We start from the raw sequence: 23,784 nt of genomic DNA on the forward strand, positions 1-23,784 counted from the left end.
GGGCTATCGAAGAGGCGAGGGCGACGCGCCCTCGCCTTCCCGCGTTTTGCCGTCCAGCAGGCAGCTCACGGTCACATCGCCCATCACATTGATCGCCGTGCGGCAGCGATCCAGCAGCCAGTCGATCGTCAGCAGCAGCGCGATATAATCCGTCGGCAGCGCGACGGCGCGAAAAACCATGGTCATGGTCACGAGGCCGGCCTCTGGAATGCCGGCCGCGCCCACAGAAGCGACGACCGAGGTCAGCACCACCAGAAATTGCTGGCCAAGCGTCAAATGCAATCCCAGCAATTGCGCGACGAAGAGCGCCGCCATCGCCTCATAGAGCGCCGTGCCGTCATTGTTGAAATTGGAGCCGACCAGCGCGCCCATGCTCGCCGATTGCTCGCGCAATCCGACGCGCTCGCGCAAGAGCTCATAGGTGAGCGGCATGGTCGCCGTGGAGCTGCCGGTCGAAAAAGCCATCAGCAATGCGTCGCGCACGCCGGCGACCACATGCAGCGGCCGCGCCCATGAGCCGAGCCTGATGCGCAGCAGATAATAGAGGAATTGCAGCGCCAGCGCGGTGACGACGGCGATGAAGAATCCGCCGAGCGCGAGAAAATCGCGAAAGCCGCCGACCCCGACGATACTGGCGATGAGGCCGAAGACGGCGAGCGGCACCACATCGATGATCCAATGCAGAATGGTGATGAGGCTCGTGAGCGCCACATGCACGAGATCCTCCACCGTGCGCACCTCATGCGTGCGCAGCCCGCGCAGCGCGACGCCGAAAGCGACGGCGATGAAGATGACGCCCATTACCGCGCCATTGTCGCCGAAAGGCCCCAGAAGGCTCTTGGGCACGCTGTCGAGAAATTGCGTCAGCGGATCGGCGCCGGAGGCCGCGGCTTTCGCCGCCGGAGCGCCGGGGGCGGCCGTCGTCCAGGCGCCGGGCTGCAGCACATTGGCCACGGCGAGGCCGATGAGGGTCGCGACCAGAGTATTGGTGAAGAGCAGAATGACGAGGCGCATCGCCTGCCCGCCGGCGAGATGCGCGCGCATGAGCGCCTGCACGATGGCGAGCAGGATCAGCGGCGGCGCCAGCGCGCCCAGCAGGCGCAGGACGAGCTTGGCCGGCGTCCCGAGGATATGCGCAGAGCCGCCGAGCGCGAGGCCGGCGACGACGCCGAGCGCCACGGCGACGATGATGCGCGCATAGAGCGGAATGGCGCGCCAATGCGCGATGAGGCCGGTCGTCGTCTCTGTCTCGTTCGATCGCAATCTTTCGTCCTCCAATGATCGCCGACATGAAAATGACGCGAATTGTCAACCTTATAGGCCTAGTCCCGGCGTCTCGGGAGTCCCATGCTCGGCGCGTCCTTCGCTCTCATCGTCAACATAATGATCGCGGCGCTGTTCGCTGCGAGCTTCGCCTTCGTCGCGCTGACCAATCCAGGCGATCGCCGGGCGCTGTGGTTCGCCGCGAGCTATATGCTCGGAATGGTGGCCCCGCTGAGCCTTTTCGTCATTCGCTTCGGCCTCTGGCCCGATTTCTTCGGCGCGCTGAACTATGTGGGCTTTTGCGCGGGCCTTTTCTTGATGACGGGCTCTCTCGCCCGCTTCTACGGCCGCGGCCCGCGCTGGAGCGCGGTCGCCGGGCTCTATGGCGCGGCGCTGCTCAGCGGCGCGGCGATCGGCGAATGGCCGCAAGACAGTCTCGCCTTCAACCTCGTCTATCAGACGCCCTATGCTCTGGCGACCGCCTGCTGCGGCTGGATCATCCTGCTCGCGAGCCGACGCGGGGCGCTCGAGATCGCGCTCGCCGGCCTCTATGGGGTGATCGCGGCGCATTTCATCATAAAGCCGTTTTTCGCGACCGCCTTCGGCGTCGGCCGCACGCCGAGCGAATATGTCGCCAGCTCCTATGCGATCGCCTCGCAATCGGCGACCGGCGTTCTGCTGATCGCGGCGGGGCTGCTCACCTTGCTCATCGTCGCGCAGGAGGCGATCCGCGAGGCGCGCCGCGCGGCGGAGATCGATCAATTGACCGGGCTCTTGAACCGGCGCGGCTTCGACCTCGCTTGCGCGCCTCGGCTCGCGAGCGCGCAGGCCGAGCGCGATCCGACGACGGTCGTTCTCCTCGATCTCGATCATTTCAAGCGGGTCAATGATCGATTCGGCCATGCGGTCGGCGACGAGGTTCTGCAATATTTCGCCGCGCTGCTGCGGCTGACGACTCCCGAAGGCGCGCTCGCCGGCCGCCTGGGCGGAGAGGAGTTCGTCATTTTCCTGGCAGGCGCGCCGCTCGCTCGCGGACGGCGCGTCGCCGAGATGATCCGGCAGGCGGCGGCGCTGCATGTCACGCCGCGCCTGCCCCCGATCACCGTCAGTATAGGCGTCGCCGAAATCGCCGCGGACGAGAGCTTCTCCCACGCCATGCGCCGCGCCGACGAAGCGCTCTACCGCGCCAAGACGCTGGGCCGTGATCGCGTCTGCGTCGCCCGCGGGGCGAGACTGAAGGAGATCCAGGGCTGAGCGCCGACCGTCGCGCCGCGCTCGGCCGAACGCTATATAGTCGTCGCCCCACCTCGCATCGAAAGGCCACGCCGGCATGATCCGCGTAATAGCCCTTTCTCTTCTCGCCTTCGCCTCCCACGCCTACGCCGCAGAGCCGAAATCGCAATATAGCTCTCTCCAGAACTGCCCCGCGGTCGATCGGCTGAAGCTCGCGAGCCGCACGCTGGAGAGGAGCGGCAGGACCGCGATTTTCCACTGCGCCGGCGTCGGCGGCTTTTCCGTCTATGTCGTGGACGATGATCCGCGCAGCTTCCTCGTGCTGGAGCGCGGCAAAACGCTCTACTCGCTGGAACGGCCCATGGCCTCGGCCTTCTCGCTCGGCAATTTTCCCAATGTCACGGGCGCGAAGCAGGCCGAGTGGCGGCTCGATCCCGCCGGCGCGCTGGCCGGGCTGATCGTGCGCGTCGCCTATCAGCGCGCCGACGGCGCGGCCGCCTCCACGCTCATGGTCTTCGATCTGCGCAGCGAGCCCACGATCATCGGCGCGGCGAAGACGAATGAGGAGGCGCGCGGCCTGATCGACGGCATGCTCGTCGCCAGAACGCTGGAGGAAAAGCTGTCGCGCGAATGCAACGCCATCTATGTCTCGCTCTGCAAGGGATTTGCGCCCGGCCCGGAAATGCTCGGCGACTGCTTCGACGCGCGGCCCGCGATCGCCGACGAGATTCCGCAAAAATGCGTCGCCGATTTCCAGACCAATGTGGAGAATTATCACGAGGCCAAGGGCGGCCATTGACCGAGGCTACCCGGCTCGTCGCGCGTGAGCGCGACGAGATCACGCCGCCTTCTTCTTCTCCGCGATCGACACCAGAGTGCGCAATATGCGGCGCGCGCCCTCGAGACGGCTCTTCATATCGGCGAATTCGCGGATGAAGACGATTCGCATGTCCGGCCGCACCTTGGCCTGCGTGCTCGGCTCCATCACATAACGCGCGAGGCCGGCGGGATCGGCGAAATTGCCCTCGCGGAAGGCGACGATGACGCCCTTCGGCCCCGCTTCCAGCTTCTCCACATGCGCGCGGCGGCAGAGCGCCTTGATGGCGACGATCTTGAGCAGAAGCTCCACTTCCGGCGGCGTCGGGCCGAAGCGGTCGATCAATTCCGCCGCGAAGGATTCGATGTCCTGATCCGTCTCCAGCGTCGAGAGACGCCGATAGAGCTGCAGGCGCAACGTCAGGTCCTGAACGTAATCTTCCGGTATCGTCACCGGCGCGCCGATCGCTATGGTCGGCGACCACGCCTCCTCCTCCGGCTCCTCTATGCCGGCCTTCAGCAGCGTGATCGCATCGCCCAGCATCTGCTGATAGAGCTCGTAGCCGACCTCCTTGATATGGCCGGACTGCTCCTCGCCCAGGAGATTGCCGGCGCCGCGAATGTCGAGATCATGGCTGGCGAGCTGGAAGCCGGCGCCGAGCGTGTCGAGGCTCTGCAGCACTTCGAGACGCTTTTGCGCCTGCGGCGTGATCGTCTTATTGGCGGGCGTGGTGAACAGCGCATAGGCGCGCGTCTTGGAGCGGCCGACGCGGCCGCGCAGCTGATAGAGCTGCGCGAGGCCGAACATATCGGCGCGCCAGACGATGAGCGTGTTGGCGGTCGGAATGTCGAGCCCGGATTCGACGATGGTCGTCGAGAGGAGAATATCGAATTTTCCCTCGTAGAAAGCCGTCATACGCTCTTCGAGATCGCCGGCCGCCATTTGCCCATGCGCCATGACGAATTTCGCCTCCGGCACGGCCTCGCGCAAAAATGCGGCGGCGTCTTCCAGATCTTCGATGCGCGGGCAGACGAAGAAAGCCTGGCCGCCGCGATAGCGTTCGCGCAGCAGCGCCTCGCGCACGATGAGCGGATCGAAGGGAGAAACGAAGCTGCGCACGGCGAGGCGATCGACCGGCGCGGTGGCGATGAGCGACAATTCGCGCACGCCTGTCATGGCGAGCTGCAATGTGCGCGGTATCGGCGTCGCCGAGAGCGTCAGCACATGCACCTCGGCGCGCAGCTCTTTTAAGCGCTCCTTATGGCCGACGCCGAAATGCTGCTCCTCATCGATGATGACGAGGCCCAAGTCTTTAAAGGAGATCGCCTTGCCGAGCACGGCGTGCGTGCCGACGACGATATCGACCGTGCCATCCGCAATGCCGGCCTTGGCGAGGCGCGTATCGGCGCTATTGGTCATGCGCGACAATTGCGCGATGCGAATCGGCAAGCCGGAGAAACGCGTCGAGAAGGTTCGGTAATGCTGGCGCGCGAGCAAGGTCGTCGGCACGACGACGGCCACTTGCCGGCCGTTGATCGCCGCGCAAAAGGCGGCGCGCAGCGCCACTTCCGTCTTGCCGAAGCCGACGTCGCCGCAGACGAGCCGATCCATCGGCCGGCCCGAGGCGAGATCGTCCAGCACGGCCTCGATCGCCGCGGCCTGATCCTCCGTCTCGTCGTATGGGAAGCGCGCGCAAAATTCGTCGTACAGCCCTTCCGGCGGGACGAGCTTGGTCGCCTGCCGCAGGCTGCGCTGCGCCGCGATCGCGATGAGGCCCTTGGCCATCTCGCGAATGCGGTTCTTCAGCCGCGCCTTGCGCGTCTGCCAGCCGACGCCGCCGAGCTTGTCGAGAACCGCCTCCGTATCCTCGGAGCCATAGCGCGTCAAAAGCTCGATATTCTCGACCGGCAGATAGAGCTTGTCGCCGCCGGCATAGTGAATCTCGAGACAGTCGTGCGGCGCGCCGGCGGCCGTGATCGTCTCGAGGCCGATGAAGCGGCCGATGCCGTGATCGACATGCACGACGAGATCGCCGGCCGAGAGCGCCGCCACCTCGCCGAGCAGATTCTCCGTATGCTTGGTCTTGCGCCGGCGGCGCACGAGGCGGTCGCCGAGAATGTCCTGCTCGCCGAGAATGGCGAGGCCTTCCGTCTCGAAACCATGCTCCACGCCGAGCACGGCCAGCGCCGCCGCGCCCTTGCCGAGCGCCAAGGCCGCCGGCAGAGAGGCGACGGTTTTGAGGTCGCGCAGCCCATGCTCGGCGAGCACGCTGCCGAGACGCTCGCAGGAGCCGTCCGACCAGCCGGCGACGACGACGGTTCTGCCGGCGCCGCGCAGCGATTTCACATGCGCGACGGCGGCCTCGAAGACATTGGCGTTTTCGTCATTGCGCTCCGGCGCGAAATCGCGGCCTGCGCGGGCGGCGCAATCCACCGTCTCCTTGCCGGCCCCGTCCGGCGCGGCGAAGGGCGAGAAGGTCGCGAGGCTGCGGCCCTCGAGCTTGCCGCGCCATTCTTCTATGGTGAGATAGAGCTGATCCGGCGGCAGCGGCTTGTAGTTGGAGTCGGCCGGCGCCGCGTCATAGGCGAATTTGCGCGCGTCGTAATAATCGGCGATCTGCGTCAGCCGCTCGCCGGCGGCCTCCTCGACCAGCGGATCGAGCAGCAGCGGCGCCTCGCCCACATAATCGAAGACGCTGCCCATGCGCGCATAGAACAGCGGCAGCCAATGTTCGGCGCCCTGATGGCGGCGGCCCTCGCTGATCGCCTCATAAAGAGCGTCGCCGCGCGTCTGGCCGCCGAAGCGCGTCGTGTAGGCCTGGCGAAAGCGCCGCATCGTGTCGCTGGTGAGGCGCAATTCGCTCATCGGCACGAGATCGAGCGAGCGCAGCTGCCCGATGGTGCGCTGGCTCTCGGGATCGAAACTGCGAATCGATTCGAGCGTGTCGCCGAAGAAATCGAGGCGGATCGGCCCCGGCATTCCCGGCGCGTAGAGATCGACGATGCCGCCGCGCTGGGCGTATTCGCCGGTCTCGCGCACGGTGGAGGAGCGCAGAAAGCCATTGGTCTCCAGCCAGAGCGCCAGCTCGTCGAGACGCACCACATTGCCGGGCGCGGCGGAAAAAGTGTCGGCGGCGACATTCTCCAGCGGCGGCACGCGCTGCAGCAGGCAGTCCACCGTCGTCATGACGACGCGGGGCCGCTCGGCCGAGGATTTGGAGCGGGCGAGACGCGCCAGCGCCGTCATGCGGCGGGCGGAAATCGCCGCGTTGGGCGAGACGCGATCATAGGGCTGGCAATCCCAGCCGGGAAAATCCAGCGCCTCCACCTCGGGCGCGGCGAATCGCAGCGCCTCGCGAAAGGCCGCCGAGCGCTGCGCGTCGCGCGCCACATGGACGAAGACGGCCGGCCGCCCCTCCGCGACGCGGGCCAGCGCGCGGGTGAGATCGGCGGCGACGAAAGCGTCGAAACCGTCCGGGACATTCACGAAGCGGAGCTTGTCGCCTCTTTCCAGGCGGGCGACCGCGGATTTGAGATCGGTCATCGGAAGGTCGGGCTTTTTATCGCTGTTCGAATTCGCATGTTCTCGAGGAGCATGCTCTCAAAGATCGATCGGCTTCTCATGCGTGTGGAAAGCCGCGATCCGGCGGAAGAGGGACGTGTCATAGCGTGGGGGAACCGGCTCGGCGCGCGACAGCCAGCGGAAGACGACGTCATCCTCGACGTCCAGCAGCGCTTCGAGATCGTCGAGCTCGGCCTCGGGCAGAGAATCGACCGTGGCGTCGACGAAACGGCCCATCAATATGTCCATCTCGCGCATGCCGCGGCGCCAGGCGCGAATTTTTATGCGCTTGCGGCGGATATCGGAATCGTCTGGCGTCGAGTGGCTCAAGGGCGGAAATCCGCGGGCGGACAGGGGCCGAGTACAAGAATTCGCGCGCCGGGCCGCCATTTCGGGCGCCGGCGCGAGATCGCAGGGATTAGCGCAGCCGGCGGCGAAAAGATAGATCATCCACAGCCTGCGCGAAGCCGTGCGAGACTGTCGTCGAGACAGTTGCAATCACGCTTCGATTACGGCATAAGGACCCCCGTCGCGTCGCCGCGACACGGATGCGGGTGTAGCTCAGGGGTAGAGCACAACCTTGCCAAGGTTGGGGTCGAGGGTTCGAATCCCTTCGCCCGCTCCAAAAATCATCGCTTCAGATGATAGGCGAAGCCCTCTGGGCCTTTTCTTGCCGTCCGCCCCGAGGCCGACGGCGCTCCCCCACCCAAAAAAGAGAGTTTCTTCCTCTAGACCACCTTTTGCCCAGCGGAATGCGCGCCCGAGTCGGCATGCGGGAGCCGGAAGGACCGCGGCCTCTCGAACAAAAAGCGCAGTCGTCCCCGCTCGGTCATGCGATGCAGCAGCAGCGGGACGATGACGCCGGCCAATGTGACGATGAGCGAGGCCAAGCCCACGCTGTCCACGAGATCATGATCGACGATCAGCTTGCGGGCGGCCGCCATCGGCAGGAAGAATCCGAGATAAATGGCCAGCGAATTGGCGCCGCAGTAGCGGAGCCATGCCATCGACGGAAGATCGGCGAGCAGAGCCGCCCCGGCGATGACCGCCGCAGCGCCGGCGAAGCCCGTGACGAGGCTGACCAGCGGCAATGAGGCGAGCGTCGGATAATCCGCCGAGGGCGAGGGCGAGAAAGCCAGAGCCGCATCGGCCATAGCCCAGCCGAGCAGCCAGCAGAGCGCCTCGCGCGGATGCCGCCGCGCCGATTCGGCCAGAGCGAAGACCTGCGGCGCGAACAGATAGCCGGACAGAAAATAGACATAACGTGCGGCGAATTCGTCGGGAACCGCCCAGCCAGTCTCGATCGGCGCTATCTCCAGCAGAGCGGCCGAAACCAGCATGAGCGGCGGCGGAACGAAGCGCAACAGCTTGGTCGCGACGAAAAAGATCGGCAGCAGATAGATGAACCACAGGGTTCCGAACGGCTCGACCAAAGCGAGCGCCAATTGCCCGAGCGCGGTCAGCGGATCGGCGCCCGGCCGCAGCGCGCTCTTGAACAGCCATTGGATGAAAAGCCACAGACAATAGAAATAGGCGAAATGCGCGACCTTTTTGTCGAGATAGCTCCGCCAGTTCTGATCGATGGCGCGCGACAGAAACAGGCCGGCGATGACGAAGAAGCCGGGAATGCGAAACGGCTTGGCGAAAGCGACCAGCCAATGCAGCAGCCCCTCGCCCCCCATGGCCTCACCGACGCCGAGCGCGGAGTGCATCATGACGACGAGGATGACGCTGATCCCTTTCGCATTATCGATCCACGCGATCCGAGCTTCTCTCATCGGCGCCCACCTCCACACGACTGGCAGGCGCCGCAGGAATGCGCGCGCTTCGCGGAACGAATTCGCTGAATAGCCGAGGAAAGTTACGGAAGTCTCCGCATAAAGCGCAGCTCGCCCGCGGGCGTCGCGCTCATTCGGCGAAGGGCGATTCCGCGGCGGGCCGCATCCGACGAAGATGAGAATTGCGCCTGCTCTATAGTCCTAGGACGCCGCTCGGCTTCGTCCGACCGCCGCGTTCATGCCATCCACGGAGGCCAGCACGAAATCGGCGCGCGCCGCCGCAGTGCTCTTCGGCAGGTGCAACACCTCATACTCCAACGCCGGATAGGTCTCCATGAGGCGGTGATACTCCACCACTGCCGCATCGAACCCGTGCTTGCGATCCGTATCGGTCACATAGATGTCGGGCCAAGGCGGCGCCATGAATACGCGGCGATGATAGCGATGCGTCATACACAACGGACGCAGGACCGGTTCGCCGGTCAAAGCTTCCAATGCCGATGCTGCGTCGACAATGCCGCGATCGAAGAATACCCAGCCCTTCTGCTCCACCGCCGCCACGTGGTCCGCCAACGCTATGTCGATCGCGCGACGCAGAAACATCGCGAGATCGCCCCACGGCAATGCGCTGCCACCGCCGGCGGTTTCCTCGGCGATGATGCGGCGACCGGGTTCTTCCACGACGACATGGCCGCGAGCCTTCAACTCGGCCAGGAGGGTCGACTTCCCTGCACCCGAACAGCCGGAAATCACGACAAGTCGATTCTTCAAGAGGTATCATCCTTTCACCGGAATGGGCACATAGTATGGAAACCGCATGTCTTCTCCAATCCTGACCCGTCGCACCGCAATCGCCTCGATGACAATGGCTGTCGCAGCGCCGCTGTCGACCTCTTCCAATGTCCTGAGCAGCCCTCGAGGCATCGAAGCCGAGCTCGAGGAGCTCGAAGCGCGCAGCGGTGGGCGGTTGGGTGTGGCCGTGTTGGATAGTGCGACCGGTCGGATCATGGGTAACCGAATCGACGAGCGCTTTGCCATGTGCAGCACAATGAAGGCGCTGGCCGTCGCCCATGTCCTGGCCCGTGTCGACCTCGGAAAGGAAAGGCTCGACCGGCGCATCGTCTTCACCGAGCATGACTTGGTGACCCCTTACAAGGCGACCCAACCTCATGTCGGCCCTGAAGGCATGTCGATCGAGGCGCTTTGCGAGGCGGCTATCACCGTCAGCGACAGCACCGCCGCCAATCTGTTGCTGACCAGCTTTGGCGGTCCGACCGCTCTTACCGCCTATTTGCGATCCCTCGGCGATCATGTCACGCGGTCAGATCTCTTCGAATTGAAGCTCAATGTCGTAAAGCCGGGCGAAACGCACGACACGACGACGCCCCGCGCCATGGTCGGGACATTGCACCGGCTGCTATTGGGCGACGCCCTTTCCGAAGCGTCGCGCGCAAGGTTGACGAGTTGGATGGTCGAGGCCAAGGACGCGGCCACGCGACGCTTGCGCGTCGGATTGCCTGCCGGTTGGCGCATTGCGAACAAGCCCGGCACTTGGGAGGGAATTTCCACCAACGATATTGGTGTGATCTGGCCGCCCGGCCGTGAGCCGATTGTGGTCGCCGCCTATCTCGGAAACGCGCCAGGCTCCACTGCGGCGCAGGAAGGTGTTTTGGCGGGTGTCGCCAGAATAATGGCTGAACAAGTGTAGCGTAAGCTCTACCGCCGGACGCCGTGCGGCGATCGGCCGTTTTAGGCGGCAATAGTGTCAGGCGATGGAGTGAAAACTGTGGTTCGCCATGCCGCTTGCGGTCATGCGGCAAGAATATCGGGCCGTAGAGGAAAATCGGCTGAACTGGCGGAGGGGGCGGGATTCGAACCCGCGATACGGTTTCCCGTATACACACTTTCCAGGCGTGCGCCTTCAACCACTCGGCCACCCCTCCATCGACCCTGGCCGGCTCGGAATCGGCCCCGGATCGGCGCGCACTATATTCACAAGCAGCCAGAGTGCAAATCTTTCCGTAGGGAAATCCACGCCGAAGCGACATTCTCTCGCCTCGTGGCGGCCCGGCGTGGACAGACGGCCCGGCGCATCCTATTCAAGAGCCTTCCCTTGGGGCTCGAAAGCGCCATGCTGCGATTGATCGTCCGATTTCTCGGTCTCCTCCTTTTGGCCGGCGGATTCGCGGCCCTCATCGTCGACGGCACGCGCTCGCTGGCCGGGGACGGGCTGCATGTTACCCCGCTCAGCGAAGGCGCGGCCGATCTTTTTCCGGCGCAGATGAAGGCCTTTCGCATCGCGCTGGAGCAGAAAGCCCCGCAAATCTGGGGCTCCGTCGTCTTCGCTCTGCTGCTCGCGCCCTTGAGCCTCACGCTCACCGGCCTCGGCGGCCTGCTCATTGCATTGAGCCGCAAGCGCCGCCGGCCGATCGACTATCCCTTACGCTGACGCCCCCTGGCGCTGAACGCCCTTTCGCCGTCGGCGCCGCGGGGCCATATCGGGGGTCTCGGCGCATCTCGCGCGAAAGGTCGACAAAAATGACCGATCACTTCGTCAATCATCATCCGATCGAAGGCCCGTTTCCGCCGGGGCTGGAACAGGCCGTCTTCGGCCTCGGCTGCTTCTGGGGCGCGGAGCGTCGCTTCTGGAAGCTCGGCGAGAGCGTCTACACGACCGCCGTCGGCTATGCCGGCGGGACCACGGAGAACCCCACCTATAAAGAAGTATGCACGGGCCGCACCTTCCATGCGGAAGTGGTGCTCGTCGTCTTCGACCCCGCGAAAATCTCCTATGAGGAGCTGCTGCGCGTCTTTTGGGAGAGCCACGACCCGACGCAGGGCAATCGGCAGGGCAATGACGTCGGCACGCAGTATCGCTCGGCGATCTTCTGCTATTCCGACGACCAGCTGCGGATCGCCGAGGCGTCCGAGCGCGCCTATGGCGAGGCGCTGGCGGGCCGAGGCTTCGGGCCGATCACCACGCAAATCGCGCCGGCCCCGCGCTTCTACTACGCCGAGGAGTATCACCAGCAATATCTGGCCAAAAACCCCGACGGCTATTGCGGCCTGGGCGGCACGGGCGTCGCCTGCCCCGTGGGGCTCAGCGTCGAGCCGGACGCGAATCCAGGCTGAATTCGATTCATCTATCGCGCCTTCAGCACCTCGCGGCATTCCCCGGGCAGCTTGGCCATGGTCATGGGCGGCCAGGTCTTGGTCGATTTCTTGGGGTGCAGCGCCTCGTCGGTGAACCACCAGGCCAGGGATGAATCGCAGCCGTCGCCCGCCGGCACGGGGTCCTGATCCTTGCAGCTCTCCGCATCCTTCGGGCAATAGAGCCGGATGTGGAAGTGGTAATTGTGCCCGAACATGGGGCGCACCTTGGCGAGCCAGGAGCGGTCGCCCGTCGCCTGCCGGCACAGCGCCCTTTTGATGGCCGCGTTGACGAAGATGCGCTGCACCTCCGGCGCGCGCGCCGCCGTGCGCAGAACGGCGAGATGCCCCTCGGTCCACACCTTGGGATCGATATCGAGCCGATCCTCGCGCACCATATCGGTGGCCGACATCTCCTCCCGCTCGGCGCGGGACAATTCGCGCTGCGGCATGGGGGTGAGCCAAATATCGGCGTCGAGGCCGATCTGATGCGAGGCGTGGCCGGTGAGCATAGGCCCGCCGCGAGGCTGCGAGATATCCCCGACGAGCAGGCCCGGCCAGCCGGAGGCCTGCGACGCCGCCGGGGCGAGGCGCTGCAGAAAGCCGATGAGCGCCGGATGGCCCCAGAAGCGATTGCGCGACAAGCGCATGATCTGCCAATTCGGGCCGTTCACGGGCAGCGCCTCGGCGCCGGCGAGGCAGCCATGCGAATAGAAGCCGATCGGATCGGGATCGAGCGGGGCCGGGCTGGTGGCGCGGCCGAAGAGCTCCTTGGCGGGCGTCGACGGGTCGTCGGGATGGGCGAGCGGCGGCAAGGGCTTGGGGTCCAACGTGCCCTTGTCCTGCGCGAAGGCCGGGGCGATCGCGGCGAGCCAGAGAACCAATGCGGCCGATCTTTGCAGGTTCATTTCTGGGGCTTTCGTGGCGAAGTGAGGGAGCGGAAGCGTGAATCAGTCAGATTCTGGGCGCTTTGCGGTCTTTTCGCCAGTCCGCGCAGCATCGGAAAGAGAAGGCGAATCGATTCGCCTCGTTTTTCGGCTTTCGCGTCAACCTTACCCTCGGATATAGATTGCCCCTACGTAGGAGGCGCCATTTTATGCCGCCCTAACTGTGCGGCGTGTGTCTCGTGTTCGTGGGGGAGTGTTGTGATGCGTTGTTTCAAAGCCTTCGGGCTCATTCTCGTTGCGATGTTCGCATCGATCGGCGCGGCGCAAGCGACCGTGCAAATCCATATCGATCTTTCCACCCAGAGAATGCAGGTCGAGTCCTCCAAGGGCTCCTATAGCTGGCCGGTCTCGACCGCTCGCGCGGGCTATGTGACGCCGCGCGGCACTTATGCGCCCACCGGCCTGCAGAAAATGCATTATTCGCGCAAATATCACATGTCGCCCATGCCGCACTCGATCTTCTTCAGCGGCGGCTATGCGATCCACGGCACCTATGCGACCGGCGCGCTAGGCCGCCCCGCCTCGCATGGCTGCGTGCGCGTCTCCCCGGCCAACGCCGCGACGCTCTACAAGCTGGTGCAGGAGGAGGGCGCGCAGATCTCCATCACCGGCTCCTCGCCCGCGACGCGCTACGCCGCCCACAAGCCGCATCGGACCCAAGTCGCGGGCCTGCATCATCGGCCGCATCGCTCTCACGCGCTCGCCTATGGTCCGGGACAGCGCTATCGCTCCGTCACCAGCGTGAAGAGCTGGCAGTCGGCGCCGATGACGAGCCCCTTCGGCAACTGACGCTTCGCGGCTGATTTTCAGCCGCGCGACAGGCTGGACGGCTCGGCGGCGGCGAATTCGGCGACGACCCAATCCTTCAGCGCGGCGACCGCCGGCCGGTCTTCCGCGCCGAGGGGATGGACGAAGTCATATTGCAGGCCGTCGAGCACGGGGCCGAAGGGCTGCACCAGCGCGCCGGAGGCTAGCTCGGCGGCGACCAGCGGCAGGCTGGCCAGCGCCACGCCCTGACCGGCGACGGCGGCGCGTATGGCGCTCTCCTCGTCCGCGACGACGGTTCCGACCTCCGGGTCGAAGCTCTTCGCGCCGCGCTCGTCGGCCCAGCGGCGCCAGCTCGCCAGGCGCGGGCCATTGGCGTGCGGCCCCCATTCGCGGTGAATGAGCGTCGCGCCGGCAAGATGCTTGGGGCGGCGAATGTCGAGCCGCGGGCTGCACACCGGCGCATAGCGATCGGTGAACAGCGGCGTCGCCACCTGGCCGGAATATTGGCCGACGCCGCAGCGGATCGCCGCATCCGCCTCGCCGGCGCGCAGATTGGCCGGACGGTCGGAGGCGTGCAGCCGCAAATCCCAGCCCGGATTCTGGCCGCGGAAGGATTCGGCGCGCGGCGCCAGCGCACGTGAGGTGAAGGCGACTGTGGCGGAGAGTGTCGCCGCCTGCTTGCGCTCGGTCGGGCGCCGCGCGCGATCTATGGCCTCGGCCATGGAATCGAAGGCGACGCGCAGATCGAGATAGAGCGCCAGACCTTGCGGCGTCAGCGCGACCTCGCGCGCCTTGCGCGTGAAGAGACGCAGGCCGAGGTCGGTTTCGAGACCTTTGATCTGATGGCTGATCGCCGTCGGCGTGACGCCGAGCTCGGCGGCGGCGAGCTTGAAGCTCTCCCGCCGCGCGGCCGCCTCGAAAGCGCGCAAGGACACAAGCGAGGGCAGAGCCCGCATCGCCGCCTCTCATGGATGAGAATTATTCATCTCATGGAGGCGAATGCGCTATTTGTCAAAAGCTTTGCCGTAAGATGATGAATGAATTCAACTCATCTATCAGGACAGACGGTCCCTTCTCCCGTTCACGGGAGAAGGTGGCCCCGCGAAGCGGGGTCGGATGAGGGTCCTCGCAGCATTCGCGCTTTTCCGCAGCGCGCAGCGGTCCCTCGAGCCATCCGTCGCGCATTCGCGCGACACCTTCTCCCACAAGTGGGAGAAGGAGAGAACGTCGAGGCGCCGCCTTTGTCAGCCGGCGAGCTGGCGCAGGACGTAGGGCAGAATGCCGCCATTCTTGAAATATTCGAGCTCGTCCAGCGTGTCGATGCGCGCCAGCAGCGGCACGCTCGCCTGCTTGCCGTCGGGATAGACGATCTCGGCGTTAAGCGTCTGGCGCGGCGTCAGCGTGTCGCCGGCGAGACCGTGGATCGTCACCGTCTCCGCGCCGGTGAGGCCGAGCGAGGCCCAGCTCGTTCCCGCCTCGAAGGTCAGAGGCAGAATTCCCATGCCGACGAGATTGGAGCGATGAATGCGCTCGAAGCTCTGCGCGATCACCGCGCGCACGCCGAGCAGCATGGTGCCCTTGGCCGCCCAGTCGCGCGAGGAGCCATTGCCATATTCGGCGCCGGCAAAGACGACCAGCGGCGCGCCCTCCTCGGCGTATTTCGCCGCGGCGTCATAGATGGAGAGCGTCTCCCCATCGGGGAAATGCTTGGTGTTCCCGCCTTCCGGCACATTGCCGGCCTCGTCGCGCAGAATATGGTTCTTGATGCGGATATTGGCGAAAGTGCCGCGCATCATCACCTCGTGATTGCCGCGGCGCGTGCCATATTGATTGAAGTCCGCCGGCGACACTTGGCGCTCGGTGAGCCAGCGTCCGGCCGGCGAGGCGGCCTTGATGGAGCCGGCCGGCGAGATGTGGTCGGTGGTGATCTTGTCGCCGAAGAGCGCGAGAATGCGCGCCTCGACAATGTCCTGGATGGGCTTGGGCTCTTTGGTCAGCCCCTCGAAATAGGGTGGGTTGCGCACATAGGTGGAGCCGCCCGACCATTTATAGGTCTCGCCGGACGGCGCATCGACCTTGCGCCAATGCTTGTCGCCCTCGAACACATCCGCATAAGTGTCGCGGAACAGCGAGCGCGTGACATTCTTGCGGATGTATTTCTGAATGTCGGCGTTGCTCGGCCAGATGTCGCGCAGGAACACCGGCTCGCCCTTCTTGTCATGGCCGAGCGGCTCCTTGGTCAAATCCTTGGCGACCGAGCCCGCCAGCGCGAAGGCGACGACGAGCGGCGGCGAGGCGAGATAATTGGCCTGCACATCCGGATTGACGCGGCCTTCAAAATTGCGATTGCCCGACAGCACAGCCGCCGCGACAATGTCATGATCGTTGATCGTCTTGGAGACAGGCGCCGGCAGCGGGCCGGAATTGCCGATGCAGGTGGTGCAGCCGAAGCCGACGAGATTGAAGCCGAGCTTGTCGAGATCCTTCTGCAGCCCGGCCTTGTCGAGATATTCGGCGACGACGCGGCTTCCCGGCGCGAGCGAGGTCTTCACCCAGGGCTTCACCTTCAGCCCGCGCTCATGCGCGGCGGCGGCGAGCAGGCCGGCGCCGATCAGCACGCTGGGATTGGAAGTGTTGGTGCAGGAGGTGATGGCGGCGATGACGACATCGCCGTGGCCGAGATCGTAATTCGTCCCCTCGACCGAGAAGCGCTGCGTCACATCGCCGGGCTTTTTATATTCGGTCGCGAGCGCGCTCGCGAAAGCGGTTCCGACATCCTCCAGCGCGACGCGGCCCTCCGGGCGCTTCGGCCCGGCGAGGGACGGAACCACGGTCGAAAGATCGAGCGAGATGGTGTCGGTGAATTCCGGGTCGGGCGTGTCGGCCTCGCGGAAAAGACCTTGCGCCTTTGTGTAGGCCTCGACGAGATCGATGCGGGAATTGGAGCGGCCGGACATTTTCAAATAATCCAGCGTCTCCTCGTCCACGGGGAAGAAGCCGCAGGTCGCGCCATATTCCGGCGCCATATTGGCGATGGTCGCGCGATCGGCGAGCGAGAGATGCGGGAGGCCCTTGCCGAAGAACTCGACGAATTTGCCGACCACGCCCTTCTTGCGCAGCATTTGCGTGACGGTGAGCACGATGTCGGTGGCGGTGACGCCCTCTTTCGGCTCGCCCGTCAGCTCGAAGCCGACGACCTCGGGAATGAGCATCGACAGCGGCTGGCCGAGCATGGCGGCCTCCGCCTCTATGCCGCCGACGCCCCAGCCGAGCACGGCGAGGCCGTTCACCATTGTGGTATGCGAATCGGTGCCGACCAGAGTATCGGGATAGGCGTATTCGATCGTCTCCTTCTTGCCGTCCGTCTTGATCTTCTCCTTCTTCGTCCAGACGGTCTGGGCGAGATATTCGAGATTGACCTGATGGCAGATGCCAGTGCCGGGCGGCACGACGCGGAAATTGTCGAAGGAGGATTGGCCCCATTTCAAGAAACGATAGCGCTCGCCATTGCGCTCGTATTCGAGCTCCACATTGGCGTCGAGCGCTTTCTTGGTGCCGAATTCATCGACGATGACGGAATGGTCGATGACGAGATCGACCGGCACCAGTGGATTGATCTTCTGCGGATCGCCGCCGAGCGCGACGAAAGCGTCGCGCATGGCCGCGAGATCGACGACGGCGGGAACGCCGGTGAAATCCTGCATCAGCACGCGCGCGGGGCGGAAGGCGATCTCACGCTCGGCCTTGCCCTTCTCGGTCAGCCATTTGGAGAAACCTTCGATATGCTCCTTGGTGACGGAGCGGCCGTCCTCGTTGCGCAGCAGATTCTCGAGCAGCACGCGCAAGGAATAGGGCAGGCGCGAGACGCCCTCGAGACCATTGGCCTCGGCCGCCTTCAGCGAGAAAAAGTGATAGGTGTCGTCTCCGACCTTTAGCGTCTCTAGGGCTTTGAAACTGTCGAGTGACGGCATTTCGCGCTTCCTTCGCTTGGAGTCGATGACAGGTGCGGACAGAAGTCATTGCGAACGAAGCGAAGCAATCCAGAGCCCTGTCGCGGCTCTGGATTGCTTCGTCGCTTCGCTCCTCGCAATGACGACGCATCGCGCCTTCCGCGCATCTTGTAGAGAATTTCGGGCCAGCCGGCAAAACGAAACGAGGGACGCGTCGCCGCGTCCCTCGCATAAAGTGAATCTGCGCAGGGCTCAGCCCGCTCTCATTGCCTCGGGCTTGGTCTTATTGCGCTTGACCATCAGCTTATTGAGCGCGGCCACGTAAGCGCGCGCCGAGGCGACCAGCGTATCGGGATCGGCGCCGCGGCCCGTCACCGATTTTCCGTCCTCCGAAAGACGCACGGAGACTTCCGCTTGGGCATCGGTGCCTTCCGTGACGGCATGGACCTGGAACAATTCGAGCGAGGCCTCATGCGGCGCCAGCGCCTTTATGGCGTTGAAGATGGCGTCGACGGGACCATTGCCGGTCGCCTGATGCGTCTTTTTCTCGCCGTCTATGTCCAAGGTCAGCGCCGCCGTCTGCGGCCCGGCTGTGCCGGCGATGACGGTAAGCGCCGCGACCTTGATGTGGTCATTGGCGGTCACGATCTCGTCATCGACCAGGGCGACGATATCTTCGTCATAGACGAGCTTCTTGCGATCGGCCAAATCCTTGAAGCGCTTGAAGGCGTCCTCCAGCGCATTCTCGCCCAGCTCATAGCCCAGCTCTTTGAGCTTCTCCTTGAAGGCGTGACGGCCGGAATGCTTGCCCATCACCAGCGAGGTCTTGGACACGCCGACGCTCTCCGGCGTCATGATCTCGTAGGTGTGCGCGTTTTTCAGCATACCATCCTGATGGATGCCGCTCTCATGCGCGAAGGCGTTCCGGCCGACGATGGCCTTATTATATTGCACCGGGAAAGACGTCACCGCCGACACGAGCTTCGACGCGCGCGTCAGGAGTTTCGCGTCGATATTGGTGCGGAAGGGCAGCGCATCGGGGCGCGTGCGCATCGCCATCACCACTTCTTCCAGCGCGGCGTTGCCGGCGCGCTCGCCTATGCCGTTGATGGTGCATTCGATCTGCCGCGCGCCGCCGCGCACGCCGGCCAGCGAGTTGGAGACCGCGAGGCCGAGATCGTCATGGCAATGAACCGAGAAGATCGCCTTATCGGCATTGGGCACGCGCTCGCGCACCATGCGGAACAGCGCCTCATATTCCTGCGGCGTGGCGTAGCCCACCGTGTCGGGAATGTTGATCGTCGTCGCGCCGGCATTGATCGCCGTCTCCACGCAGCGGCACAGGAAATCATGTTCCGTGCGCGTGCCGTCCTCGGCCGACCATTCGACATCGGCGACATGATTGCGCGCCCGCGAGACGGAGGAGGCGATCATCTCCAATACTTTTTCCGGCTCCATCTGGAGCTTGTATTTCATATGGACGGGCGAGGTGGAGATGAAGGTGTGGATGCGCGCGTTGCGGGCGTGACGCAGCGCCTCGGCGCAGCGGTCTATGTCCTTGGCGGCGGCGCGGGCCAAGCCGGCGATAGTGGCGTTCTTCACGCGCTTGGCGATCTCGAAAACCGATTCGAAATCGCCCTGGCTGGCGATGGGGAAGCCGGCCTCGATGATATCGACGCCCAGTTCGTCCAGAATATCGGCGACCTCGAGCTTCTCCTCGAAGGTCATGGAGGCGCCGGGCGATTGCTCGCCGTCGCGCAGAGTGGTGTCGAAAATGACGACGCGATCGGCGTCGCGGGCGGCGGAAGGATTATTGTCGGTCATGGCTTCGTCCTGAACTGCTCGGCCCGAGCTCGCGGGCGCTCTCGTTTCGTCTCAGCTCGGCTTCCCCTGAATGCCTGGGCCGGGCGGCCCTGGGGGCGTTCAGGGGCGACTAAGAAGCAGCAGGCTGGAAAGAAGACGCGCGGTCTCGAGCGCCGAGGAGCGCGCCGCGTCAATCGTGATGGTGGCCGTCGCCGCCAAAGCTCAGTTCCTCGGTCTCATCGGCGCTGCGCCGATCTGCGCATGAAAATACGCGCCTTCGCCTCGGGTTGCAAGGGTGACTGGCGCCGCAGATGCGAAAGGCAACGCCGACGGTCTGCTCCTGGGCCCGCCCTTTCGCTCACCTCGCCACGCAGGCGCGCGCGATTCGCTCGAGACGCGCGCGGCCTTCCTCAGTCCCGGCGTCAGGCGGCGCATCCTCCCGCGCCGCCTCGCGCGCTGCGCAATCGCAAGCCGTCTCGCATTTCTGGACGCTCGCGCCCGACGCCACGCATTGCGCGCGACAGGCTTCCGCGAAACGCGCATTCTGCATCGGCGCGAGCAGCATGGCGACGGCGGTGAAGCCGGCGAAGAACAAGGGCTGATGCAGGAGATAGAGCGCGAGGCTGTGCCGCCCGAGCAAGGCGACGCTGCGCGTCGTCACATTGCCATGCGTATCGGCGACGGCCGCTGGGCATAGACGCGCCAGCTTCGCCGCGCCGACGCCGAACAGCAGCGCGCCCGCCCAAGGCGCGAGCGGGCGATAATCATTGGTCATCGGCTCGAAGGTCGAAAGCCCCGTCCACCAGAACCACGGCGTATCGAAGAAAGGCCCGCGCGCGACAACGGACGCCCCGACCAGCGCGACGCCCGCGGCGAAAGCCGCCGGCCAGGGCAGCCGCAGGAAAGGCAGGGCGAGCAGGCTCGCCGCGGCGATGCAATGAAGAATGCCGAAAAAGACGAAGCTCGACGGGAAGGCGATGTAAGTCCCGGCGCTCACCAGCAGCGCCGCGCCGATGAGCAGAGCGAGCCGACGCCAATAGGCGCGCGCGCGAAACGCCGTCCCCTGCGCGAGCGTCAGCGAGAGCCCGGCGATGAAGAGAAAGCTCGCCGCGATCGCATGGCCGAACGCCTTATACGCGTTCGAATAGGGAATATCGGGATCGATATGGCCGAAATGGCCGAGGTCCCAGCCGAAGTGAAAGGCGAACATCGCCAGCACGGCGAGGCCCCGCGCGACATCCAGCCATATGAGGCGCGCGGTCATTTGACCGCCGTCGCCGCCGTCGATTGAAACTTGCCGAACACCATATCCGGCGCCGAGAGATTGTGCCGCGACGGCATGTGCCGGCCGAGCCAGATTTCCGTCGCCGGCGCGCCGGGAAAGCCGATCACCGGCGCCTCCTGCCAGCCTATGCCGCGCTTCGTGCGCCAGGCGACCAGCGCCGCGTCGCTCATCGATTGCGTGGTGTACATGGACCGCAGCGAGGCGAAGGGCAGGCCGTCCGGCATTGCGTCGCTATAGGAGACATCGAGCACGATGCGATCCTGATCGATGGAGCCGAGACGCAGCTTGGCCTCGCCGCCACGACGGAAGCGCAGGGTGAAGCTGCGCGTCTGCGGATCGAAGACGATTTCCTTCAGCGCGACGATGGGGCGCTCCTGCACCTCCACCGGGCCGATGAGGAAGGAGGAGCCATAGGCCGTCCAGCGCATATCCTCGAAAGGCAGCGGGCGGGCGCGCCAATAGCCGTCCGGCGGGTAGAAGACCAGAATTTCCTCCGCTCGCTCGCGATAGGTCATCCACAGCTGCACGAGATGAAAGCCCTTCTCCACCCGATCGCCGACGCGCACGGGCACGTCGTTCGGCCGCCAGAAGGAGGGGAAAGTGTAGCCGACCAGCCAGAATTCCGGCGTCTCCCAAAAGGTGAGGCGGCGCGCGTCGGCGGCGAATTTGGAATCATGCGAGAGATCGCAGCTCGTCCAATCCGGCGCCCAGCGGTCCGAGCCGATCATGCCGATATAGGAGGGATGAACCGCCTGCACGCGCATGCGCCGCACCTGCGGCGAGACGAAATCCAGCTCGATATTGTCCTTCTCGGCGCAGAGCTCGGGCGTGGATCGGTTCTCGATCCGCACTTGCAGATCCTCCTCCGCCTCTTGCGGCTGCTGCGCGAAGGACGGGCGGGCGAAGGGCAGGCTGGAAGCGGCGAGGAGAAGCCGGCGGCGGTCGAGCAGCGGTGTGGACATGGGCGGTATCGGATTCCTGTTGCGGGCGCCGGATATTATTGCGCGGGACGCAGGGCGAAAACATGGAAAGGCGAGCGCTCGAGTGGGATTTTCTCGAGAAAGGGGGGGCTCTCGCCACGCGCGAGGGCGGCCGCCAGCCCATGGGGCGCGCGCTCGATGAGGGCGTTGCCAGTCTCGCCGCCGTCGCACCAGAGTAGCAGCTCGGCGCCGGCGGCGCGCACCAGGCGCTCGGCCGCGGCGGGCTCGGCCAGAAAAGCGTCGACCGCGAGGCGATTGCCGCGATTGTCGCGATGATAGGGCGCCGCGAAGACGAAATGCGGCGTGAAGGCGAGAATATGCGCGCCCATATCGACCGGCGCGACGATGCGAGCCGGCGGCAGCGCCGCGAGGCCGGAGAAGGCGCTCGCCTCGAGGCAGGCGCGGCGCATCTCGCGCGGCGCGGCTTCGCCCTCCGATTGCAGCGCCAGAGCGAGGCCCATGGGCGAGACGAAAAGGCAGAGCAGGCCGATCGAGAGCCAGCGCAGCAGCGGCATGACATGACCGAGGCGCGCCGATAGCGCCGCAGCGGCCCCGGCGAGCGCGACCATGGCGAGCGGCGTGACGGAAGAAAAGACGCGAATCTGCCAGAGCGCCGCAGCGAAGCCGATGAGGATCGCCGCCGCCAGCATGGCCCAGCGCCCGCGCGCGAGGCCATGCTCCCGCCAGGCGAGGACAATGGCGGCGAGGAGCCCGAGCAGTACCGGCGCGGCGGTGGAGACCAGCAGGGCCGGATCGGAAGCAAAAGCCTTCAGCGGCTTGGCCTCGGTGACATGGGAGAGCCAGAGATCGCGCAGCAGCGGATCGAGCCCGACCAGCGGATCGCCGAGACATTGCGGCGCGCTGGCGACGAAAGTCCCGACCGGCGCCGCGCCGACGAGAGCGAGCCCGAGGGCGCGGCGGGGAAGCGTCTCGAGGCGCGGCGCGACGGCGGCCAGCGCGGCAAAGCCGAGCGCGCCGACGAGAATGGCGCGAATATGGACGGCCGAATAGGCGTCGCAGGCCGAAAGGCCATAGCGCGAAGGCGCGACAGTCGCCGCGTAAGAGAGCGGCGCGAAGACGAGCAGGCCGAGAGCGAATGAGAGAAGACGGCGCGACGCCGCTGCGCCTTCGATGAGGAAGAGGATCGCCGGCGCCGCCAGCAGCACGATGAAGAAGGGAAGATTCTCGAGGCTGATCGCGAGCGACAGAGCGAGCGGCGCGGCGGCGGCCGCGAGCGCCAGAGGACGCTTACGATGGAGGCCGAGCGCGATGAGGCCGAATGTCGCCATCAGCAGCACGATCTGCGGCGCGTGATGATCGATGCGGCCCGGCGAAAATTGCATGAACATGGGCGCCGAGAGAAAGACCAGCCAGACGGCGAGCATGCGCGCCGCGCGATCCGCCATGACGCGCGCCACAAAGGCCGCGAGCGCGAAGAGCAGACCGAGGCAGAGAAAGGGAAAGGCGAGCCGCGTCGCGCGCTCCGCCATCTCCGGCGCGAGAAACAGCCCGAACAGCAGATCGAGCACGGCGAGCGGCGTATCGACGATGCGCGACCAATGCATGAAGAGCCCGTCCGGCGGATCGAGCCGTCGCGCCGTCATATCGAACCAGGCTTGCCCGGCGAGGAGATCGCGCAGCTGCACGGCGCGCATGGCGTCGTCGGAATCGTAGAATTCGCCAGCGCTCCACACGGCGCGCGCGCGAGGCAGCGTCAATAGCGCGGCGCCGGCGAGCGCTGGGATAATGGCGGCGAGAAGCGGAATTTCCCGACGTGTGCGCACGGGAAGCTCCGCCGTCTCGCCGGCGAGCGCGCTCACGCAGAGGCCTTGGCGGCGGGCGCCGAGAAGAGAAGCGCGCGGCGCGCGGTGAAATTGAACAGGAAGACGACGCCCGCCGTCGGAATTTTCGCAAAGGCGGGATCGAAGCCGAGACGGCCGACGAGGAGGAGCATCAGCGCCTCTGTGACGAGCAAGCCGGCGAGGCCGATGACGCAGAAGAGCGTGAATTCCGACGCCGGCCGCACGCTGCGCCGATCGCGGAACACCACCGCTATGCTGAGCGCATAGACGAGCGCGAGCCCGCCGCAAAAGCCGATCGCCGCCGCGACGAGATAGGGCGCGCCGAGCGTCTTGTGGAAGAGCAGCAGCAGCCCATAGTCGAGCGCCAGCGCCGCGCCGCTCGCCAGCCCATAGGCGATGAGATCGCGCAGCACGCGCGTCGCGGCGAAGACGCGATGCGTCGACACG

At 65.5% G+C, this 23,784-nt stretch carries 19 protein-coding genes and 2 tRNA genes; 7 read left to right on the forward strand and 14 right to left on the reverse strand.

The window, feature by feature from the left end; genetic code table 11:
- Nucleotides 1–3 precede the first annotated feature (3 nt).
- A complete protein-coding gene (locus GYH34_RS02495) occupies nt 4–1,263 on the reverse strand; it encodes a dicarboxylate/amino acid:cation symporter (RefSeq protein WP_244635234.1) in 1,260 nt (419 codons plus the stop codon).
- A gap of 84 nt (nt 1,264–1,347) precedes the next feature.
- Here GYH34_RS02495 and GYH34_RS02500 point away from each other — a divergent pair, with 84 nt between their 5' ends.
- Together GYH34_RS02500 and GYH34_RS02505 are read left to right on the forward strand one after the other, a co-directional pair.
- Entirely contained in the window at nt 1,348–2,517 is a 1,170-nt protein-coding gene (locus GYH34_RS02500) for a GGDEF domain-containing protein (RefSeq protein ID WP_161912223.1), read from the forward strand.
- A 76-nt stretch (nt 2,518–2,593) separates the two neighbouring features.
- Nucleotides 2,594–3,295: a hypothetical protein gene (locus tag GYH34_RS02505; RefSeq protein WP_161912224.1), complete on the forward strand. Its 702-nt coding sequence runs from the start codon at nt 2,594–2,596 to the stop codon at nt 3,293–3,295.
- A gap of 39 nt (nt 3,296–3,334) precedes the next feature.
- On the opposite strand, the gene mfd is transcribed toward GYH34_RS02505, so the two are convergent.
- Both mfd and GYH34_RS02515 read right to left on the reverse strand, forming a co-directional pair.
- Nucleotides 3,335–6,856 carry a transcription-repair coupling factor gene (gene mfd, locus GYH34_RS02510; protein ID WP_161912225.1) on the reverse strand — a complete coding sequence of 1,174 codons (3,522 nt, stop codon included), beginning with the start codon at nt 6,854–6,856 and terminating at the stop codon, nt 3,335–3,337.
- 57 nt (nt 6,857–6,913) lie between these two features.
- Nucleotides 6,914–7,324 carry a succinate dehydrogenase assembly factor 2 gene (locus GYH34_RS02515; protein WP_244635235.1) on the reverse strand — a complete coding sequence of 137 codons (411 nt, stop codon included), beginning with the start codon at nt 7,322–7,324 and terminating at the stop codon, nt 6,914–6,916.
- Nucleotides 7,325–7,424: 100 nt separating this feature from the next.
- Here GYH34_RS02515 and GYH34_RS02520 point away from each other — a divergent pair.
- A tRNA-Gly gene (locus tag GYH34_RS02520) sits at nt 7,425–7,499 on the forward strand.
- Nucleotides 7,500–7,602: 103 nt separating this feature from the next.
- Here the strand turns inward: GYH34_RS02520 and GYH34_RS02525 are convergent.
- Both GYH34_RS02525 and GYH34_RS02530 read right to left on the reverse strand, forming a co-directional pair.
- A complete protein-coding gene (locus GYH34_RS02525; protein ID WP_161912226.1) occupies nt 7,603–8,652 on the reverse strand; it encodes an acyltransferase family protein in 1,050 nt (349 codons plus the stop codon).
- A gap of 201 nt (nt 8,653–8,853) precedes the next feature.
- Complete coding sequence (locus tag GYH34_RS02530) at nt 8,854–9,423, reverse strand: AAA family ATPase (protein ID WP_197745441.1); 570 nt, start codon at nt 9,421–9,423, stop codon at nt 8,854–8,856.
- A 46-nt stretch (nt 9,424–9,469) separates the two neighbouring features.
- On the opposite strand from GYH34_RS02530, the gene bla reads away from it, so the two are divergent.
- A complete protein-coding gene (gene bla, locus GYH34_RS02535) occupies nt 9,470–10,360 on the forward strand; it encodes a class A beta-lactamase (RefSeq protein WP_244635236.1) in 891 nt (296 codons plus the stop codon).
- Between the two features lie 145 nt (nt 10,361–10,505).
- On the opposite strand, the gene GYH34_RS02540 is transcribed toward bla, so the two are convergent.
- Nucleotides 10,506–10,595 (reverse strand) — tRNA-Ser (locus tag GYH34_RS02540).
- A 170-nt stretch (nt 10,596–10,765) separates the two neighbouring features.
- On the opposite strand from GYH34_RS02540, the gene GYH34_RS02545 reads away from it, so the two are divergent.
- Nucleotides 10,766–11,101 carry a hypothetical protein gene (locus GYH34_RS02545; RefSeq protein WP_244635237.1) on the forward strand — a complete coding sequence of 112 codons (336 nt, stop codon included), beginning with the start codon at nt 10,766–10,768 and terminating at the stop codon, nt 11,099–11,101.
- An 89-nt stretch (nt 11,102–11,190) separates the two neighbouring features.
- The gene (msrA, locus tag GYH34_RS02550; protein ID WP_161912227.1) at nt 11,191–11,784 is read left to right on the forward strand and encodes a peptide-methionine (S)-S-oxide reductase MsrA; all 594 of its coding nucleotides are present in this window, start codon (nt 11,191–11,193) and stop codon (nt 11,782–11,784) included.
- A gap of 11 nt (nt 11,785–11,795) precedes the next feature.
- Here msrA and mepA read toward each other — a convergent pair whose 3' ends face one another.
- On the reverse strand, nt 11,796–12,710 hold the full coding sequence (gene mepA, locus GYH34_RS02555) for a penicillin-insensitive murein endopeptidase (RefSeq protein ID WP_161912228.1): 915 nt from the start codon (nt 12,708–12,710) through the stop codon (nt 11,796–11,798).
- A 279-nt stretch (nt 12,711–12,989) separates the two neighbouring features.
- On the opposite strand from mepA, the gene GYH34_RS02560 reads away from it, so the two are divergent.
- On the forward strand, nt 12,990–13,538 hold the full coding sequence (locus GYH34_RS02560; protein ID WP_161914853.1) for a L,D-transpeptidase: 549 nt from the start codon (nt 12,990–12,992) through the stop codon (nt 13,536–13,538).
- Between the two features lie 17 nt (nt 13,539–13,555).
- Here the strand turns inward: GYH34_RS02560 and GYH34_RS02565 are convergent, their stop codons facing one another.
- The 7 genes from GYH34_RS02565 to GYH34_RS02595 all read right to left on the reverse strand — a co-directional run bounded on the left by GYH34_RS02565 (nt 13,556) and on the right by GYH34_RS02595 (nt 23,783).
- A complete protein-coding gene (locus GYH34_RS02565) occupies nt 13,556–14,473 on the reverse strand; it encodes a LysR substrate-binding domain-containing protein (protein ID WP_174242354.1) in 918 nt (305 codons plus the stop codon).
- A 288-nt stretch (nt 14,474–14,761) separates the two neighbouring features.
- A complete protein-coding gene (acnA, locus tag GYH34_RS02570) occupies nt 14,762–17,488 on the reverse strand; it encodes an aconitate hydratase AcnA (protein ID WP_161912229.1) in 2,727 nt (908 codons plus the stop codon).
- A 231-nt stretch (nt 17,489–17,719) separates the two neighbouring features.
- Nucleotides 17,720–19,291: a 2-isopropylmalate synthase gene (locus tag GYH34_RS02575; RefSeq protein WP_161912230.1), complete on the reverse strand. Its 1,572-nt coding sequence runs from the start codon at nt 19,289–19,291 to the stop codon at nt 17,720–17,722.
- Between the two features lie 337 nt (nt 19,292–19,628).
- On the reverse strand, nt 19,629–20,534 hold the full coding sequence (locus tag GYH34_RS02580; protein ID WP_161912231.1) for a heparan-alpha-glucosaminide N-acetyltransferase: 906 nt from the start codon (nt 20,532–20,534) through the stop codon (nt 19,629–19,631).
- Nucleotides 20,531–21,517, reverse strand: coding sequence for a hypothetical protein (locus GYH34_RS02585; protein ID WP_161912232.1), 987 nt, complete (start codon nt 21,515–21,517; stop codon nt 20,531–20,533). Before GYH34_RS02585 ends, GYH34_RS02580 begins: the two co-directional genes overlap by 4 nt.
- A 35-nt stretch (nt 21,518–21,552) precedes the next feature.
- Entirely contained in the window at nt 21,553–23,355 is a 1,803-nt protein-coding gene (locus GYH34_RS02590; RefSeq protein WP_161912233.1) for a hypothetical protein, read from the reverse strand.
- Entirely contained in the window at nt 23,352–23,783 is a 432-nt protein-coding gene (locus GYH34_RS02595) for a GtrA family protein (protein ID WP_161912234.1), read from the reverse strand. Before GYH34_RS02595 ends, GYH34_RS02590 begins: the two co-directional genes overlap by 4 nt.
- Between the last annotated feature and the right edge of the window lies 1 nt (nt 23,784).

It is taken from the genome of Methylosinus sp. C49, from assembly GCF_009936375.1.
GTDB lineage: Bacteria > Pseudomonadota > Alphaproteobacteria > Rhizobiales > Beijerinckiaceae > Methylosinus.

Coding starts and splice junctions, on each gene's coding strand:
- GYH34_RS02500 (WP_161912223.1), top strand. CDS start 1,348: ATGCTCGGCGCGTCCTTCGCTCTCATCGTCAACATAATGATCGCGGCG.
- GYH34_RS02505 (WP_161912224.1), top strand. CDS start 2,594: ATGATCCGCGTAATAGCCCTTTCTCTTCTCGCCTTCGCCTCCCACGCC.
- mfd (WP_161912225.1), bottom strand. CDS start 6,856: ATGACCGATCTCAAATCCGCGGTCGCCCGCCTGGAAAGAGGCGACAAG.
- GYH34_RS02515 (WP_244635235.1), bottom strand. CDS start 7,324: ATGATCTATCTTTTCGCCGCCGGCTGCGCTAATCCCTGCGATCTCGCG.
- GYH34_RS02525 (WP_161912226.1), bottom strand. CDS start 8,652: ATGAGAGAAGCTCGGATCGCGTGGATCGATAATGCGAAAGGGATCAGC.
- bla (WP_244635236.1), top strand. CDS start 9,470: ATGTCTTCTCCAATCCTGACCCGTCGCACCGCAATCGCCTCGATGACA.
- msrA (WP_161912227.1), top strand. CDS start 11,191: ATGACCGATCACTTCGTCAATCATCATCCGATCGAAGGCCCGTTTCCG.
- mepA (WP_161912228.1), bottom strand. CDS start 12,710: ATGAACCTGCAAAGATCGGCCGCATTGGTTCTCTGGCTCGCCGCGATC.
- GYH34_RS02560 (WP_161914853.1), top strand. CDS start 12,990: ATGTTCGCATCGATCGGCGCGGCGCAAGCGACCGTGCAAATCCATATC.
- GYH34_RS02565 (WP_174242354.1), bottom strand. CDS start 14,473: ATGCGGGCTCTGCCCTCGCTTGTGTCCTTGCGCGCTTTCGAGGCGGCC.
- acnA (WP_161912229.1), bottom strand. CDS start 17,488: ATGCCGTCACTCGACAGTTTCAAAGCCCTAGAGACGCTAAAGGTCGGA.
- GYH34_RS02575 (WP_161912230.1), bottom strand. CDS start 19,291: ATGACCGACAATAATCCTTCCGCCGCCCGCGACGCCGATCGCGTCGTC.
- GYH34_RS02580 (WP_161912231.1), bottom strand. CDS start 20,534: ATGACCGCGCGCCTCATATGGCTGGATGTCGCGCGGGGCCTCGCCGTG.
- GYH34_RS02585 (WP_161912232.1), bottom strand. CDS start 21,517: ATGTCCACACCGCTGCTCGACCGCCGCCGGCTTCTCCTCGCCGCTTCC.